Consider the following 18,633-nt stretch of genomic DNA (forward strand, 5'->3'; position numbering starts at 1 on the left):
AGAATGAAACGCCTTTCACTGATCCTCACCCGCCGCGTCGCCCCAATCCTCGCCCTCCACCTTATCCTCCTGATCCATACCACCGCCCAGACCCAGCTCGACTCCGTCACGGTCACCGCCGAAAAACGCGAGGCGCCCCTGCAAAAGGTGCCGGTCAGCGTAACGGCCATCGGATCGAAACAGGTGGACGCCTTTCGCCTCTGGGATATAAAAGGTATCACCGGCATCGTTCCCAATCTCTATTCGGGTAACTCCGGCGACGGCCGCAACGTCACCTCCATCCGTGGGGTCACGACAACGTCCTATGATCCGGCCGTCGCGACGTATATCGACGGGGTAAACCAATTCAGCCTCGATACCTATATCCCCGAGCTGAACGATATCGAACGCATCGAGATCCTCCGCGGCCCCCAGGGAACGCTCTATGGCCGCAACGCCATGGGCGGGGTGATCAATATCATCACCAAACAACCCGACAACAACACCCATGGCTTTGCTCAAATAGATGAAGGCAGTTACAAGCAGCAACGCTATGCCGCCGGTATCCGCACACCGGTAGTAGAAAACAGACTGTTCTTCGGCGCCGCGGCGGCCTACAACAAGCGCGACGGTTACTACACCAACGACTTCAACAACAGCTCCTTCGACCGGCAGTCAGCCCTCACCGGCAACTACTATCTGAAATACCTCCCCGGCAAACAATGGTCGCTCACGTTGAATGTCAAACACGAGAACAACCGCAACCGGGGCGCCTTCCCCCTCTCGACCAGTGTCGATGAGGCCTTCACCCATCCCTTCCATCTCGATCAAAACGCCATTGGCAAAATGATCGACAATACCCTCAACGCCGCCCTCGTCATCAATCACAGCAGCCAGGCCCTCAACCTCAGTTCCATCACGGCCTGGCAGAACAACCATCGGTATTATCAACCCTCCGTCGATGGCGACTTCTCCCCGATCGACGGAGTCACTATCATCAATGACTTCGGAAGATCCTGGAACAACGTACAGGTCTTCACACAGGAACTGCGCTTCGCCTCCTCCGACCGCAAAAGCTCGCCGTTCAGCTGGACCGCCGGCGCCTATTTCTTCCACCAGTACAACCCGAACCGACAAGCGACCCATTACGGCGCGGACGCCGGCCTCCTCGGCTCGCCCATCACCGATTTTTCCAGTATCGATATCACAAAGGGAAAGAATACCGGCGTCGCCGGCTATGGCCAGGCGAATTACAAAGCTACCGACAAGCTCACTTTCATCGCCGGTCTGCGCTATGACTACGAACATCGTTACCTGGACGTAAGGGAGCAGTTCCAACCCGATGGCCAACCTGCAATCACCACCACACCCGACACAAACGCCGCCCTGCATTTCAGCGCCCTTTCACCAAAGGCCGGCATCGCATACCAGCCAAGCAACAACACCAATCTCTACGCCACTTACAGCCGCGGCTATCGCCCGGGCGGACTGACCCAACTGTCCCCCGATCCGTCCCAGCCCCCGCTGTATCCCTACAACCCCGAGTACAGTGACAACGTCGAAATAGGAATAAAGAATACCTTCTGGGATCGCCGCATCCAGCTCAACGCAACGGCCTTCCTCACCCATGTCACGAACGCCCAGGTTCCCACGCTGATCCTCCCCAGCGCCATCACCGTCACCCGCAACACCGGCAAGCTGATCAGCAAGGGAGTTGAACTCGAAGCCGCCGCCAACCCGGTCAACGGCCTGCAACTCATCTATAGCTTCGGTTATACCGACGCCCACTATAAGTCCTTAAATATTGCCGAGAACGGCCAGGCCGTCGACCTCGCCGGGAAAAAACAGATCTTCACCCCCGAATTCACGTCGATGTTCGCGCCGCAATACACCCTCCCGCTCAGCACACGCCGCCACCTCGACCTCGTCGCAAGAGGCGAATGGTTCTGGCTCGGCAGGGAATATTTCGACCTGGACAACAACATTGTCCAACAGGCTCACAGCCTCGTCAATATCCGCGCCGGCCTCACCCTCCCCCATCTCGAATGCTGGTTCTGGATGCGCAACCTCGGCGACGCCAAATACATCGAATATGCTTACGACTTCGGCGCCGTCCACCTCGGCGACCCGCGCACCTGGGGAATTACGTTGAAAACCAGTTGGTAAATCCTATTCGCTCCGTAAAGACTTCACCGGGTTCGACAACGCCGCCCGCACCGTCTGTATCCCCACCGTCACCAGGGCGATCGCCAGCGTCAACACACCCGCCAACCCAAAGATCCACCACGACGCATCGGTCCGGTATTCGAAATCCTGCAGCCACTGGTGCAGGAAATACCAGGCCACCGGCGTAGAGATCGCAAAGGCGATCGCCACCAGCACGACAAAGTCCTTCGACAACAATCCGGTGATGGAAAAAAGAGTAGCTCCCAACACCTTCCGTACCCCGATCTCCTTCCGCCGCTGCTCCATCACCAGCGAAACGATCGCAAAAAGCCCGAGACAGGAAAGCAACACGGCAATAAAGGCCGAGCTGAAGAAAATAGTGGACAGCCGAGACTCCTTCTCATACCAGCGCCGCGTATTCTCCGTGAGATAAGAGGCCGCCTTCGTATTGTCCGGCTCCAGTTTATGGAATGCCGCTTGCACAAGCCCCAGCGTCACGTTGGGGTTCTGGGTCCGCACCTTGACAAAAAGATAGGAAAGACCACCCCGCCGGTTCAAAAACAAAGTCGTCGGATTCATCCGCTCATTCATCGAATAGAGATGGAAATTGGGAATGACCCCGACGATATTCCACTTCGGCGCAGAACTGTCGACAAAGAAAGAAAAGCCTACCGCCTCCTTCGGATCCTTGATCCCAAACTGCCGGGCCATACTCTCGGTGACGATGACATTGGTGACCTTGCTCGACGTATCCGTGGCATAATCCCGGCTGAAATCGCGACCCGCAACCGGTTTTATCCCCAACACGGACAGATAGTCGTAATCTACCTCCAGCATCGCCGTGCTGATGCCCTGCCCCTTGTAGGTGAAACCCGTATTGCTATGGCTCATGCTTTGGTCTTCGCCGATCCCAATATTGATCGAGCTGGCTGTGATCGCCTCCATCCAGGGTTGAGAACCGAGGGCCATCCGCAATTCATCGGCATACCGCTGTGAATTCTCGGGACTCCGCACCGGGATACTGATGACCGACTCCGTCGTGTATCCCAGCGATGCGGTCCGCAAATGGGTAAACTGCCGGTAGATCACCAGCGTTCCACTGATCAGTGCACTGGCCAGCACAAATTGAAAGGTGATCAGCCCATTTCGCAAGAGGCTACTCCGATTGACGGACACCTTCCCTTTCAGCACCTCTACGGTATTGAACCGCGATACCAGCCAGGCGGGATATCCGCCCGCCAAAAATGATACGACAATGGCCCCCGCCAGCGCAATCGATAAAACCGCCGGCTGAAGCAGCGTCGATAACTGCAATTTCTCCGTAAATAAGTCATTAAAAGGCTTCAGCAGCGAAGAGGCGAAGCCTACGGCAATGGCCACGGCTGCCAGGAACAACAACAGGCTCTCCGCCCACAGCTGGAAATAGATCTGCCGGCGGTCTGCACCGATCGTCTTGCGGATACCCACCTCCCTGGCCCGGGTGAAACTCCGCGCCACGTTGAGATTGACGAAATTGAAACAGGCGATGACCATCACGACGATAGCGATCAGCACCAGCGTATACAGATAGGTCTTGTTAATGGAGTCGCTTCCGCCCAGCTTCTGGTCAAAATGCACGTCGGATAGCAGCTCCAGCCGGAGAGAAAAGTAGTCGCCATGTTCATCTTTCAGGAATCCGCGGGTGCGCAAAAAACTGCTGTCGGCCAGGTTATGCCGCTTGACAAGCGCCCGAAAATCCTTTTCCGCCGCAACCACCGAAGCGGTCGGCGCCAGCTGTACAAACACGGGATGATCCTGCGAATTCCAGTTGTTCTTCCGGTCGGGATAATCAGGCCGGATCTCGGTCCGTGCCAGGATATTATACTTAAGCGTAGAATTATACGGGGGATCAGCGATCACCGCCGACACGGTCACGGCCTTCCATTCCGCCAGGGCCCGGATCTCCACCGCCTTCCCCACCGGGTCTTCATTGCCGAAAAGCGCCTTCGCCGTGGTCCGGGATAGGACGACATCATTTACGCTCGCCAGCGGCGTGGTGGCATTCCCGGCAACGATCGGGAAGGAGAACATTGTGAAAAAGTCAGGGTCTACCAACTGCAGCCCCTGGTACACCTCCTTCCCCTTATAACGGATACCCGCGCCCGCAGTCTCAAACCCCGTGCTGGCAATGACACCGGCAACCTCCTTCTTGAAAGTTGGCGCTGCGGGAACCGCCATACTCTCGGCCCGGTCATCCCCCTCTGCCCGGCGCGTATTCTCATACACCTGGTACAGCCGGGGGCCGTTCATATGGAACGAGTCATAAGAAAACTCATGCCGCACCATCAAAAACAGCAGTATACAGCAGGTGAAAGCCACTGAAAGCCCGATAATATTGATCGCCGCATTGAACTTGTTCTTCTGGAGATTCCGCCAGGCGGTCAGCAGGTAGTTCCGTATCATGAAAAAGATTTTACAGATGAAAAAAAACGGTGACCATCCTTTCATTCCGCCCCATCTTCCCTGGCGACATTCCGCTCGATTCGTCGATCCGGAATCAGCCAGAGCATGGCCACCCCCACATACATCCCAAACGCCAACAGCGGATTGAGAAAGGCAACCGCGATCGCCGCCGCATAGATGGCAATCGAAGTCATCCCTTTCCAGTCCCGGCTCAAGGCCAGCGCCAACGGAGAATTCGGCCCCGCCTCCTTGACCAGCAGGTTGCAAAGGATCGTATAGGCGATCCCGTTCATGATAAGAATGCCACCGTAAAGCACCACCGGCCATTTCGCAAAATGACTCTCCCCCATCCACGCAGTACCGAATGGCATCAGCGATAACCAGAACAAAAGGTTCAGATTCGCCCACAGGATGGCCCCATTGACCCGGGTGCAGGCATACAACATGTGATGATGGTTATTCCAGTAAATGCCCACCAGCACAAAACTCAGGACGTAGCTCAGAGCGACCGGGATCAACGGCCCCAGATCACGCAATCCCTCTCCATGCGGCACATGCAGCTCCAACACCATGATCGTAATGATGATCGCGATGACCCCATCGCTAAACGCTTCTAACCGGCCTTTCTTCATAATGTTATCGTTTATTCAGAGACGGCCGCAGGCCGGCTGGCCGAAGGACCGGTGGAAAATCATTCAGATCGCAAGATAGTAACCGGATTAATACCCGCCGCACGCAAAGCTTGAAACCCGATGGTCAGCAACGTAATCCCCAACGACAGCCCCCAGGCCAGCACAAAGATCCACCAGCTCAGCCCCACCCGGTAAGCAAACCCCTGCAACCAGGAATGCATGGCCCAATACGCCAGCGGGAAGGCCACTAGCGCCGAGATCGTCACCAATTTCACAAAATCCCTCGACAACAACCCCACGATCGTCCCTACCCTGGCGCCCAAGACCTTCCGGATACAGATCTCCCGGATACGCTGCTGCGTAGCATAGGCCGCAAGCCCCAGCAGGCCGATACACGCAATAAAGATAGCCAGTGCCGAAAACACCGTAAAGATACGTTGTAAAGTCTGCTCCGGCCGGTATTGCGCCGCCAGCGTTTGGTCAAGAAAGGTATAATGAAACGGATGATCCGGAACAAACTGCCGCCACTTCTGCTCGATCGCCGCGATCGCCGGCGCAAATGCATCCCCCCTGATCCGCACGGCCGTCACTCCCGTCACATCCCCAAACTTCGACGCCGAGGTGAACACCAATGGGTTGATCGCCTGGTGGAGGCTCTGGTAATGAAAATCCCGCACGACGCCGATCACGGTATAGGTATAGAACGAGTCCGGTTTCGGGTTCAGGAACTCACTCGTAGTGGTCAGTCGCGTCCCGATCACCGGCTCCTTAAGGCCCAAAGCCGCCACCGCCTTCTCATTGAGCACAACAGCCAGCGAATCGGTTGGGAAGCTTTTATTAAAGAACCTGCCCTCTTTCATCGTAAGCCCAAGGGTCTCGGCAAAAGAGGCGTCGGCGACGATCCCTCTCCCCGTCATCGATTCCTTGGAGCCCACCGGCTGCCAGGCAACGCCGAAAAAATTTCCTTCGCCCGGCATGCTCGACACGCCGCCGATCTTCTCGACCCCTGCGATCCCCGCCAGCTCATTGCGGAAAGCAAAGGTCTTCGAATCCACAAGATCGGTCCGCTCGATCTCGAGGATATGATCCTTCACAAAGCCCAGCTTATCGCCAAGCATAAAGCCCATCTGCCGGTTGACGACGATGGTACAGATCATCAGCACGATGGAGATCGCGAACTGGAAGATGACAAGCCCGTTCCGCAATGCCACGCCATACGCGTTGGACTGGAATTTCCCCTTCAGCACTTTTATCGGTTGAAAGGAGGACAACACAAAAGCGGGATAAAGGCCCGCGACCAACCCAACCCCGATGCCAAAAGCCAGCAACACCGGGATCGTAACGGGCGTCAGCAGCATCCCCAGCGAGAAAGCCTCGCCGGAAAGCCGGTTGAAAAAAGGCAGCGCCACGGCCACAAGCCCGACGGCCAGCAGAATGCCCAGCACGCTCACCAGCACCGACTCGAGCAGAAACTGCCACACGAGGCTTTGCTGACCCGACCCAAAGGTCTTGCGGACACCCACCTCCTTGGCCCGCTCGACGCTTCGCGCAGTTGAGAGGTTGATAAAGTTGATCCCCGCGATCCCAAGGATGAACACGGCGATGATCCCGAAGATCGCCACAGCCCGCCGGCTGCCATTGGGCTTCAGCTCGGCTTCGAGATCCGAATCGAGATGGATGTTCCGCACCGGCTGCAGGTAGTAGTGATAGCCGTTGCCCGCCGCGATGAATTGCTCATAGGTCATCCCGAAATTACGGGCGATCTCCCCTGAGACATACTTCTTGACCACCTGCGGGAGCTGTGCCTCGAGCCCGGCCGCCGAAGCGTTCGGCTTCAAAAGAAGATAGGTGTACGTGGAGAACCCGGTGTAGTTGGTATTCCGCGCAAACGGAAAGCTCGTCACGGAAAGCAGGATGTTAAGCCGTAGATGGGAGTTCTCCGGCAAGCCGGGGCAAACCCCGCTGACACGGAACCGCTGCTGCCTGTCCGTCTCGAACTCTTTCCCGATGGCCGCGGCCGGCGATCCATACAGGCGCTTTGCCGTGCTCTCGGTCAACACCGCCATCCCCGGCTTATCCAGCGCCGAAGCGACATCCCCTTCCAAAAGTCGCATCGGGAACACGCGAAAGAACGTGCTGTCGGCCACAAGCACATTTCGCTCCTCGAACCGCTGGTCGCCAATCCGCACCAGCATCGTATTCGTTCCTGTGAAATCCCCAAACCCGGTCTGCTCCTCCACCTCGGGAAATTCCTTCCGGATGGCCGGACCGATCGAAAAGGGAATGATGGCATAGGAGGTCAGCCGCCCGGGATATTTCCGTTCAAGCACCACGCGGTAAACGCGGTCGCCGTTGACCTCCCACCGGTCAAAGCTCAGCTCGTGGCGGACAAACAACACGATCAACAGGCACACGGCCATCCCTGTGGCCAGGCCCAGGATATTGATCAGGGTGAATCCCTTTCTTTTCAACAGGCTGCGCACAGCCACCTTCCAGTAGTTACGAAACATGATCTATTCGTTTAGGTTAACGCTTCATTCCGTCACCCTCAAACCGCATCTGCCCCTAGTCGGCCCCCAATCCCCAATCGATCCCCTTCATCGTCGCCGGCACGCCCTCCACCATCCACCGCGGCGGCCGCTCCCCCTTCAGGTAATAGCCAAAGAACTGCGATAGCCGGATCGACCAGTCCTTCCGGTCCCTCCGCTCCGTCAGTCCATGCCCCTCACCGTTATACTCGATCAGCCAGACCTTCTTACCAAGCCGCCGTAGCGCCGAGAAATATTCGATCCCCTGGTACCACGGCACGGCCCCATCCGCATCGTTATGCATCATCAGCAACGGCGTCGTCACCTTGTCCGCCCGGAAAAGCGGCGAGTTCTTCAGGTAAAGATCCGGCCGCTGCCACAACGTCGAGCCGATCCGGCTCTGGCTCTTCTCGTATTGAAACTGGCGGCTGATCCCACTCTCCCATCGGATCCCGCCATACGCGCTGGTCATATTCGCCACCGGCGCACCCGCCTCCGCCGCCGCAAACTGGTGCGTCCGCGTTACGAGATACGCCACCTGGTACCCACCCCAGCTATGGCCCTGCAAACCCATTTTGGTCGTGTCTACCCAGGGGAACTTCGATAGGTATTTCGCCGCGGACACCACCGAATTATAAGCATCCTCCCCCGGCTGCCCCGTCTTGTAATAGATATTCGGATCGAACACGAGGTACCCGTTGCTCACGAAATAAGCGACATTGATCGACGCCCTCACCGGCTGCGGCGCAATGTAATTGTACCGGGTCCGGGCATCCCGCTCATAGAAATAAAAGATGATCGGGTACTTCTTCGATGGGTCAAAGTTCTCCGGTTTATATAAAAGGCCTTCGCTCACCTTCCCGTCCAACATCTTCCAATGATGCAGCTCGACGGTCAGCCAGTTGTAATTCGCCTGCTGCGGGTTGATATGACTGTATTGCCTGCCGCCCACAAAGATATCATAGGATTTGTCAAAGCTCCCCTGCAGCGAACCATACACCGGCGCCTTCATTGCCTTGAAGAACCCGCTGAAGCTCTGGGCGGCCGTCATCGAATGGACCGTGTCCGGCGCAAAGGGCTCGCCGATCGTGTAGAACAACTGCCCCGCCTTCATCTCCCGCTGATCGAATACCGTCAGCAACAGCTGCTGCCGGTAATGCAGGGCCGAATCCTGCCGCAAGCCCCGACCCCGTCTTTCCTCGCCATCAAGCCGCACATGGCGGAAGGTCAGCTGGTGCCGCCGGCCGATCCCCCGCGTCAGGCACACGGGTGCAACCTGCCCCGTTGCATCGCACTGCCAGATATCGAATTTATCATAGACATACACCGCTTGATCCCCTTCGAGCCAGCCCATCATCCCATGTGGCGGCGGGTCATCGGGATGATCATCCTCCTCATCATACAACGCTGCCCGGATACCCGCCGTGATATTGGCCACCCTCCCACTACCGGTCGAATAAGTGTACCAGTTATGTCCCTTCCAGTCATACCACAAGACATAGTCGCCGCCCGGCGACAAGGTAGCCCCGCCCCGAACCCTGTCCCGTATCAGCTTCCGGCTGCCGTCGCGCAGATCGATGAGAAAGAGCTTTTGAAGTCCGCTTTCTTCCCATTGTTGCTGGATACGGTACCCGCGGGAACTCATCCCCAGGGCAAAGCGTCCGTTCCCCTCCTTCGAAGGGATCACCGTCTCGCAATTGGCGTCACCCAGCGGCACCACCCTTCCCCCACCTTTCGGCAACACCGCGAGGTAGCTCCGTTTGAGTTCATTGTTCACCTGCACCAGCTGCTGCGGTGACAGGTAATCGTCATTATAGTTCCATACATCCAGCCGGGCCGTCTCGAAATCCACCAGCGCCGTATCCTTCGGCGGTCGGATCGGCGCGAGGCCAATGAAAAGCCTGTCTCCATCCTTGCTGAATACATTGCCATAGTCCGGGCTCACCGTCAATCCGGCGGCAAGTCCGCTCCGATCGGCCCGTATCACCGCACTGTCCATCCCCGGGGTATAGTACCACAGCTTATAGAATTTAAGCAGCGCCTTGGCCGCACTGTCCCGCTCGGCCACAAAGGCAAGCTGCCCGCCGGCCTCATCCAACGCGTAATTCTTCGCGTCGTTAAAGCCCCGCAGGACCGTATCGACCCGCCCGCTGCCGGTATTGACCCAAAGCACCCGGGCCCTGGCCAGCGTATCGGTCTCCACCACCAGGGTGTTGCCCTTCGTACTGATCCAATATTCAGTGGTCAGCGGGAATCGCCTCTCAAGACCGGTTCCCAAATTCACCAACACAAGACCGGTCCCCGCCTCGGGTTCACTCGCACGCGCCCCCGCAGTTCTAACCGCCTTCCACCCCTTGGTTTCCACCTCGGCCGCCTGCCGCTTCAGGCTATCGGCCAGTTTAGCCAGGCTATCGGCTCGCGCCAGCAGTCCCTTCAGCCGCGTCGCCGAATCCGGCACGATGACAGGCTTCTCCAGCAAATACGCCAGCCAGTTCTCCGCCAATTTATAGGACTTCACCCTGGGCACCTTGGTCAATTTATCCGTCCCCAGCTCCAAAATACCCAGGCTATCCTTGGGCATCTGATCCGGCGTCCGCTTGCGGATGCGGGCCTCCCGCGTATCTTTAAAGAAAGGCTTGATCAAAAAAACGACAAACCGCCCGTCTTCGGTAATAAGGGCATCCACCCCACGCGGTATCTCTTTTGCATATTCATTGGACGTACCCCGCACCTCGAGCCGGGCATCGCCCTCCTGCGGTGTGATCGTATAGACCAGCCATTTCCCATCCGGTGACAACATCCGTTCCCCGATGCTCTCCCACTTGTCGTAGACGGAAGGGTCCAGGGCTTTTTTTTGGGCTTGGGCCGGAAGACCCAACACAACAAAAAACAGTACGGTAATACAGGTTCTCATGTGCAGATTTGTTGGTTCAGACGAATTTAAACAAATTCCCCGACTGGCGCGTTTACCCTGACATGAGCACGAAAATCAATCTCCAAAAAGATTTCACCCTCGGCGGGGACCTGAGAGTCCGCCGCATGGGCTTCGGTGCCATGCGCATCACCGGTCAGGGCATCTGGGGTCCGCCAAAGGACAAAGCGGAATCCATCCGCGTCCTCCGCCGCGCCGTCGAACTGGGCGTCAATTTCATCGACACCGCCGACAGCTATGGTCCCAACGTCTCCGAAGAGCTGATCGCCGAAGCCCTCTATCCCTATCCGAAAGGCCTCGTCATCGCCACCAAGGGCGGCTTCCTGCGCTCCGGCCCCAACCAATGGCATGTCAGCGCCGGCCCTGCCCATCTCAAGGAAGCCCTCGAAGGAAGTCTTGCCCGCCTGAAGGTCGATCGCATCGATCTCTATCAGCTGCACCGTATCGACCCCATCGTTCCCTTCGAAGAGACCCTCGAATTCCTGCAGGGCGTACAAGAGGAAGGACTGGTAAAGCACATCGGCCTCTCCGAGGTCGGGGTGGACGAAATAAAAAAGGCGGAGGAATACATCGACATCGTGTCGGTGCAGAATAAGTACAGCCAGGACTTTCGTAAATGGGAACCGGTGTTGCAATATTGCGAGGCCACCGGGAAGGCCTTCATTCCCTGGAACCCCATCAACGCAGGCAATCTCGGTGGCATGTCCTCGGTGGAAAAGGTCGCCAAAAACATCGGCGCCACCCCCCACCAGGTCGCCCTCGCGTGGTTGCTCTATCACTCGCCCAACAACCTGCTGATCCCAGGCACCTCCAGCGTGAAACACCTCGAAGAGAATGTCGCGGCCGAAAACGTCGGGCTCACCGAAGAGATGCTCGAACAGCTCGAACGCTGACCTATGCAAGCAATCGCCTGATCTCCGCCTCCATCGCCTCCGGCTTCGTCACCGGCGCAAACCGCTTCACCGGCCGCCCCTGCCGGTCGATCAGGAATTTCGTAAAATTCCACTTGATCCGGCTTCCAAACCACCCGCCCAGCCGCCGCTTCAGAAAGCGGAATACCGGGTTCGTCCCCGGCCCGTTGACATCCGACTTCGCAAACAAGGGAAACGTCACTCCGTGATTGACAAGACAGGTCTGCTCCATCTCGCCATCCGATAACGGTTCCTGCGACCCGAACTGGTTACAGGGGAATCCCAACACCACCAGTCCCGCGTCCTTATACTGCTGATGCAGCCGTTCCAGACCCGCAAACTGCGGCGTCAACCCACATTGCGTCGCCGTATTGACCACCAACACGACCTTTCCCCGGTAATCCCCCATATTTACGGTCCGCCCCTGTGGGGTCTGGGCCGATAGATCATAAAATTCGTTTGCCATACCGGCAATATAAAGATTTGCGTAATATTGCGGGCATGCAAAAGTCCTGGTTCCGTCCGCTGATCCCTCATGCCATCGCCATCGGCGTTTTCCTGATCGTAGCCCTCGTTTATTGCAGCCCCGTCCTGCAGCACAAAACCCTCGCTCCGGGCGACACCGCCGGCTGGAAGGCCATGGCCCAGAACTCCTTCGAATACAAGGCCGTGCACGGTCACTTCCCCCTATGGATAGAAACCCTTCACAGCGGCATGCCCGGCTACCAGGTCGCCATAGAAGCCCCAGCCTTCAGCCCGCAATATATCATCTCTTACGTTCTTACCCTCGGCTTGCCCAACCCTGCCGCGCTATTCTTCCTGGCCTCGGTCTGCTTCTACCTCCTGGCCCTCGCCCTGGGACTAAACCCCTATGTAGGAATGGTCACCGCGCTGGCTTACGCTTATTCTACCTACAACCCGTCCATCCTGGTCGTAGGCCACTCGACAAAGATGCAGGCGATCGCGGTCATGCCGGCCTTTCTCGCCTCCCTCATCTGGCTCTATGAGAAAAGATACTGGCTGGGCACCGCCGCCGTCGGCCTGTTCACGGCCCTGTACGTAGGAGCCAATCACCCGCAGATCGTCTACTACGGCCTCATCGCCGCCGCCTTTATGACCCTGGCTTATCTCATCCGCTGGATAAGGGCAAAAGACTATGCTCACATCGGGAAGGTCATCGCCCTGGGGGCAGTCGGCGCCATCATCGGCGTCGCCTGCAACGCCGTCGTCATCCTCACCACCGCCGACTATGCCAAAGCCTCCCTGCGGAACGGCAGCGACCTGGCGACACCCGGCGGAGCCGTCACAAAGACCGGCCTCAGCCAGGATTACGCGCTCAGCTACAGCATGTACAAGACCGAGGCCTTCACCCTCCTCGTGCCGAAGATCTATGGCGGAAGCGACTATGACCCACAGATCACCGCCGACGACTCAAAAACGACGGCAGCCCTCCAAAGCATGCCGCAACAGCTGGCCCAACAACTCTCTCCCTCCAGCTATTGGGGCGGCATCGGTACCACGGCAGGCCCGGCCTATGCCGGCGCCGTCATCGTTCTCTTCGCCCTTCTCGGCTTCTTCCTTCTCGACGGAAAACACAAATGGTGGATACTCGCCGCGGCGGTCGTTACGCTCATGATGAGCTGGGGCATGTATTTCGTCGGCTTCAACAGCTTCCTGCTAAAAGTGCTCCCGGCCTATAACAAATTCCGCGCGCCCAGCGTCATCATCGTCGTCCCGACCCTCCTGCTGGTCATGCTGGCGGCCCTTACGCTCAACCGGCTGTTCACCATTACGGCCGCGGAACGCACCAACGCCTGGCAACAATACAAGAAAGGCCTCTACCTCACCGGTGCCGTCTTCGTCATCCTGTTCATCTGTTACGGCAGCTTCGACTACGCCGGCGAGCTCGACCGCAACCTCCAGCAACGCGTCACCACCGCCCCCCAGCAGATCCAGGAATACATCCGCAGCTTTGTCCACGCCCTTCGCGAAGACCGGCAAAGCCTCTTCCTCAACAGCCTTCTCCGGAGCCTGCTCTACGTGGCCATCGCCGCAGCCGTCGGCTTCTTCTGGCTCAAAGGCCGCCTCAAGCCCTTGATTGCCCTCGGCTTCGTTGGCGCTCTGGCCATGATCGATCTGTTCACCATCGATGTCCAATACCTCAGCGCCGACAAATATGTTGACGAGGAAGAAGCCCAGACACCCTTCCAGCCCACAGCGGCCGATCAACAGATCATGGCGGACAAATCCTATTATCGCGTCTTCGATCTTCGCTACGGCGGCGGCCCGACCATCACCAACGTTCCTTCCTCTTATTTTCATCATTCCATCGCCGGTTATCACCCGGCCAAGCTGAGCATCTACCAGGACCTGCTGGAGAACCAACTCTATAAATATCCCAATTGCCAGCCCGTACTGGACATGCTCAATACCAAGTACATCCTGCTGCCCAACAGCGCCGGCCGCGACTCCGCCGCGATCAACCCCGGCGCCCTCGGCCCGGTCTGGCTCGTCCGGGGCATCCGCTACGCCGACAGCTCCCGCGCGGTCATGGATGCGCTCAATACGCTCGACGTAAAGGACACCGCCGTCCTCTTCAGCACCGACCGGCAAACCATTCCCACAACCGCTACCGGGACCGCCAGCAGCGGCGACACCATCTATTTGACAAAACACGACAACGATGAGATGGCCTACCAGTCGAAGACCGCCACACCCCGCTTCGCCGTCTTCAGCGAGGTCTATTACAATCGGGGATGGAAGGCCTATATCGACAACAATGAAGCGCCGATCTACCGCGTCAACTATGTGCTGCGCGGTATGGCCCTGCCCGCGGGCACCCATAGCATCCGCTTCGAGTTCCACCCGGCATCGTACTACAACGGCAGGACGATCCAGATCATCGCCGGCCTGCTGCTGTATGCCCTGCTGATTGTTGTGGGCCTCCAAATGCGGAAAAAGCCCTAACTTCGTGCCTTTTTTACAGGGCGCTTTCTATCGTTTTCACTTATGGCTATATTGGTGTTTTTCCTGAGTCACTGGTTTCTGTCCCTATTTTCGCAAACATTCTTCCTGCATCGCTATGCTTCGCACAAGATGTTTAAGATGAACAAATTTTGGGAGAAGTTCTTTTACACCTTCACCTTCGTCACCCAGGGTTCTTCCTTTCTCAATCCACGGGCCTATGCCATCCTTCACCGAATGCATCACGCCTATAGCGACACAGAGAAAGATCCCCACTCCCCGCATTTCATAAAAGATGTCTGGGGACTGATGATGAAGACCAAGGATATCTACATAGATTATCTGAAATACAAGCTGGAACCCGAACCCGCGTTTCGCGACCGCTATCCCACCTGGGCGCCGCTCGACCGCATCAGCGATCTCTGGACCACACGCATCGCCTTCGGCCTCGGCTATACCGCCTTCTACGCGGCCTTCGCCACTCATTGGTGGCTTTACCTGCTTCTGCCGGTGCACTTTTTCATGGGACCGATCCACGGGGCGATCGTTAACTGGTGCGGGCATAAATACGGTTATTCCAACTACGACAACCACGATCACAGCAAGAATACCCTTCCGCTGGACTTCCTGATGATGGGCGAGCTGTTCCAGAACAACCATCACAAAAGCCCGAACGACGCCAACTTCGCCCGCAAATGGTTCGAATTCGACCCCACCTGGCCCATCATGCGGCTCCTGCATTCGATGCGCATCATTCGCCTTCGCAAAATTCCGCCACCACCCACTGGCCCCGCGGAGATCAGCCTGCCACTGCGATCACCGGCTCATGTCGAACAGGAAAGTTGACCGAATTGGCGATAAAACAGAATTGGTTCGCCTCGTGATGCAACGCCATCGCCTTCTCCCGCATGCCCGCCTCTTTCACGGTCACCACGGGCCGCAGGACCACCTCTGAAAAACGACCGCTGCCGCTTTCCGCCTCCTGCATAACCCCGGCCGCGGAATCCTCATAGGCGACAACGACCACGCCATTCACCGCGCAAAGATGCAGGTACCAGAGAAGATGACAGGAAGATAAGGACGCGACGAGCAGCTCTTCCGGGTTATAACGTTGCGGGTTGCCGCGAAAGGAAGGATCGGAAGAGGCCGAAATCTCCGGCTTGCCGCCGGCGGTTAGGACATGATCCCGGTCATAAGCGCGATAGCTGGTGGTGCCCTCGCCGCGATTGCCGGTCCACCGCAGCTGGGTGAGATAATGATGCTCTTTACTCATAGGCCCATAAAGATACCCTATTTTTACACTATGAATAAGGTCATCGCGTTCTCCCTGTTCCTCACACTGTTTATTTCCCAAATTGGCGCCGCCAACGCCCAATCCCCCGCGGAACCCGCCTTCACCGTTATCCCCCTCGGCGTCCGTGGCGGACTCGACGAAAGCAACCTCTCGGCGTATCTCGTCGCCGCAAAGGGAAGCGACGACTATATCAGCCTCGACGCAGGCACGCTCTACGCCGGCCTGAAAAAGGCCGTCGATAACGGTCTCTTCCGCCAGCCGCCCGGAACCGTACTCCGCAGCCGGGTAAAAGGCTATTTCATCTCCCACCCGCATCTCGACCATGTCGCCGGGCTGATCATCAACTCCCCCGACGACAGCGCCAAGAACATCTATGGTTTCCCCACCTGCCTCGCAACCCTGCAGGACAAATATTTCAGCTGGAAAAGCTGGGCCAATTTCGGTGACGAAGGCGAAAAGCCCCAGCTGAAGAAATATCACTATGTGACCCTGGAGCCCGGTCGCGAGATTGCCGCGGACAACACGCCGCTTTTCGTACAGGCCTTTCCGCTAAGCCACGGCAAGCCTTTCGAAAGCTCCGCCTTCCTCGTACGCAGCAATACCCAATATCTTCTTTATTTGGGCGACACCGGCGCCGACAGCGTCGAAAACGCCACTAACCTCCACGCCCTCTGGACCGCCGCCGCTCCGCTGATCAAAGAAGGAGCACTCCACGCGATCTTCATCGAGGTCTCCTTCCCCAATGAACAGCCCATCAAATCCCTTTTCGGCCACCTCACCCCCGCCCTCCTCCAACAGGAGATGACCGCCCTCGCCAACCTCACCGGCCCGCAGGCCCTCGACAAAGTATCCATCGTCATCACCCACCGCAAACCCGTCGGCAACCAGGAAGAAGCCATCCGCCGCCAACTCCTCGCCAACAACCCTCTCCATCTAAAGCTGATCTTCCCCCAACAAGCCCGCCGCCTCGAGTTCTAGCCCGCCAAACCCGCTCCCCGCCCCGGTCCGACCGCAACCGCAGCCCGCTGCATCCACCCGGCCCCTACAGCGCCAAGGGTTAAAATATGGTGAGACTTGGTGAAAATTCAGCCAACCGATGGGTAAAAAACCGCGTTTTCTGATGGATACTAATTTTAAACTTATTATCATCCTCACGCATTAATTAGTATAGCCGGTCGAATCCGCCCTCCATCGGGCAAATATTAACCGGCTAAAAAATTAAGTTTGTGCATGTTTGATTGCCTGCCTGACCCTTCCGTTCACTCAAAAAAATGAACAAATGACAGAGCGAAAAACTAGTTCCACGAATTACCGCAACCAATCCTTCCTGGAAGAAAAATGCAGCCTTAACGAATTGCTCGACCTCGTGAGCAAACGCTGGTTCAGCGATGTCCTGTTTTGTATCCAGGAGGGGAACAACCGCTTCAAGCTCATTAAGGACGACCTCAAGTACATCAGCGATACCATCCTTTCCGATAGATTGAAACTGCTCGAACGCTACAACCTCATCACCCGAACCGACTTCGATGAGATCCCGCCAAAAGTGGAGTATTCCCTCACCCATAAAGGAGATGAACTGGCCGCCCTGCTCGAGCAGATGTGCGAATTCAGCGACACCTTAATGGCCGAGTTAGTCGCGCCGCGTCGCTAAACCCGCAGGAAAACCTTCTTCTTATAGAGGAAATACATCACCACCCACTTCACCGCCAGCAGGCACCACACCATGGCAAACGCATTCCATGGCTCGCCGATCCATTGCCCCACCCAGGCAAAGAACCCGTCTGTCATATATTTCCAGTTGATAAAGTGACCCGACAGATAGATGAAAATGGAATTCATCCCGATCACTGAAAAGAAGAACGCACATTTTTTATACCCCCGCACGTCGATGACATAATAGAAAAGAGCCAGCAGCAACAGACTGATCCCACCGACACAAAGGACAAACGAGCTCGTCCAGAGGTTCTTATTGATCGGAAACACCGTGTTCCACACCAGCGCCAGCACAAGTGAGACAACCCCGGCTAACGCCAGCCGCGCCGACTTGGCCGCCCCGGACAAGGGAGAGTTCCTCAGCAACAAACCCGCCTGTATTCCCAACAACGCCGTCCCGATCGCCGGAATCGTGCTCATCACACCCTCCGGATCGTGGATCTTCAGGTACAGCCGGCCCGGCATGATCGACCGGTCGATATAAGAGGCAAAATTTCCCTCCATCGTCAGGTCCCCATGCGGGAAGCCCGGCGCAGAAGTAAAAGCCAACAATAACCAATAACCGATAAGCAGGCCGGCAAACCAGATCCACTGACCTCGTTGTTTCGTGTATAGATAGATGATGTTGGCGAACATATAGGCGAGTCCAATGCGCCCGAGTACACTGCCCCAACGGACATCCGACCAGGCATGCAGCCTGGCGCCGTTATTATAATACAAACCCAGCAACACCAGGACCAACCCCCGCCGGACCACGCGCCACAACAATTTCTGCCGCGAAGCCCCCCTCTCCAGTTCTTTCCCCACGGAATAAGGCGTCGCCACTCCCGACATGAACAGGAACAACGGGAAGATCAGGTCATAGAAATGAAACCCATTCCAGGCCGGGTGTTCGAATTGATCGGAAATCGCTTGCCAGAAAGGACTACCGGTGATCTTGGCCAAAGTGTGGAAGATTTCCTCACCACCCGCGATCCAAAACATGTCAAAGCCGCGAAGCGCGTCGAGCGAATACAATCGTTGGGTGGGTTTAGTTTGAATGGAGGCTTGGGGCATACTCATAATGAGTATG

13 protein-coding genes are annotated in these 18,633 nt (G+C 57.0%); 6 read left to right on the top strand and 7 right to left on the bottom strand.

What is annotated here, in order from left to right; translation table 11 throughout:
• Nucleotides 1-3 precede the first annotated feature (3 nt).
• Nucleotides 4-2,145, top strand: a complete 2,142-nt coding sequence (locus VHE34_RS04875) for a TonB-dependent receptor (RefSeq protein ID WP_325585218.1) — start codon at nt 4-6, stop codon at nt 2,143-2,145.
• Nucleotides 2,146-2,148: 3 nt separating this feature from the next.
• Here the strand turns inward: VHE34_RS04875 and VHE34_RS04880 are convergent, their stop codons facing one another.
• From VHE34_RS04880 to VHE34_RS04895, 4 genes are read right to left on the bottom strand one after another with little or no spacing between them, the layout of a single operon-like run.
• Nucleotides 2,149-4,587, bottom strand: coding sequence for an FtsX-like permease family protein (locus VHE34_RS04880; protein ID WP_325585220.1), 2,439 nt, complete (start codon nt 4,585-4,587; stop codon nt 2,149-2,151).
• Between the two features lie 41 nt (nt 4,588-4,628).
• Nucleotides 4,629-5,219: a TMEM175 family protein gene (locus VHE34_RS04885; protein WP_325585222.1), complete on the bottom strand. Its 591-nt coding sequence runs from the start codon at nt 5,217-5,219 to the stop codon at nt 4,629-4,631.
• Between the two features lie 59 nt (nt 5,220-5,278).
• Nucleotides 5,279-7,729 (bottom strand): ABC transporter permease, encoded by a 2,451-nt coding sequence (locus tag VHE34_RS04890; RefSeq protein WP_325585224.1) that lies wholly within the window; start codon nt 7,727-7,729, stop codon nt 5,279-5,281.
• Nucleotides 7,730-7,784: 55 nt separating this feature from the next.
• Complete coding sequence (locus VHE34_RS04895; RefSeq protein WP_325585226.1) at nt 7,785-10,661, bottom strand: alpha/beta hydrolase family protein; 2,877 nt, start codon at nt 10,659-10,661, stop codon at nt 7,785-7,787.
• Between the two features lie 62 nt (nt 10,662-10,723).
• Between VHE34_RS04895 and VHE34_RS04900 the strand changes: the two genes are divergently transcribed.
• The gene (locus tag VHE34_RS04900) at nt 10,724-11,572 is read left to right on the top strand and encodes an aldo/keto reductase (protein ID WP_325585228.1); all 849 of its coding nucleotides are present in this window, start codon (nt 10,724-10,726) and stop codon (nt 11,570-11,572) included.
• A 1-nt stretch (nt 11,573) separates the two neighbouring features.
• On the opposite strand, the gene VHE34_RS04905 is transcribed toward VHE34_RS04900, so the two are convergent.
• Nucleotides 11,574-12,056 (bottom strand): glutathione peroxidase, encoded by a 483-nt coding sequence (locus tag VHE34_RS04905; RefSeq protein WP_325585230.1) that lies wholly within the window; start codon nt 12,054-12,056, stop codon nt 11,574-11,576.
• 35 nt (nt 12,057-12,091) lie between these two features.
• On the opposite strand from VHE34_RS04905, the gene VHE34_RS04910 reads away from it, so the two are divergent.
• On the top strand, nt 12,092-14,557 hold the full coding sequence (locus VHE34_RS04910; RefSeq protein WP_325585234.1) for a YfhO family protein: 2,466 nt from the start codon (nt 12,092-12,094) through the stop codon (nt 14,555-14,557).
• A gap of 42 nt (nt 14,558-14,599) precedes the next feature.
• Complete coding sequence (locus tag VHE34_RS04915) at nt 14,600-15,400, top strand: acyl-CoA desaturase (RefSeq protein ID WP_325585236.1); 801 nt, start codon at nt 14,600-14,602, stop codon at nt 15,398-15,400.
• Here VHE34_RS04915 and VHE34_RS04920 read toward each other — a convergent pair.
• Nucleotides 15,354-15,827, bottom strand: a complete 474-nt coding sequence (locus VHE34_RS04920) for an OsmC family protein (RefSeq protein ID WP_325585238.1) — start codon at nt 15,825-15,827, stop codon at nt 15,354-15,356. The genes VHE34_RS04915 and VHE34_RS04920 overlap by 47 nt on opposite strands.
• Nucleotides 15,828-15,857: 30 nt before the next feature.
• Here VHE34_RS04920 and VHE34_RS04925 point away from each other — a divergent pair, with 30 nt between their 5' ends.
• Both VHE34_RS04925 and VHE34_RS04930 read left to right on the top strand, forming a co-directional pair.
• Nucleotides 15,858-16,826: a 3',5'-cyclic-nucleotide phosphodiesterase gene (locus VHE34_RS04925; RefSeq protein WP_325585240.1), complete on the top strand. Its 969-nt coding sequence runs from the start codon at nt 15,858-15,860 to the stop codon at nt 16,824-16,826.
• Nucleotides 16,827-17,127: 301 nt separating this feature from the next.
• Nucleotides 17,128-17,499, top strand: a complete 372-nt coding sequence (locus VHE34_RS04930) for a helix-turn-helix domain-containing protein (protein WP_325585242.1) — start codon at nt 17,128-17,130, stop codon at nt 17,497-17,499.
• Here the strand turns inward: VHE34_RS04930 and VHE34_RS04935 are convergent.
• Nucleotides 17,496-18,623, bottom strand: a complete 1,128-nt coding sequence (locus VHE34_RS04935; protein ID WP_325585244.1) for a DUF5009 domain-containing protein — start codon at nt 18,621-18,623, stop codon at nt 17,496-17,498. The genes VHE34_RS04930 and VHE34_RS04935 overlap by 4 nt on opposite strands.
• Nucleotides 18,624-18,633: the final 10 nt, after the last annotated feature.

It is taken from the genome of Puia sp., from assembly GCF_035546395.1.
Taxonomy (GTDB): Bacteria; Bacteroidota; Bacteroidia; order Chitinophagales; family Chitinophagaceae; genus Puia.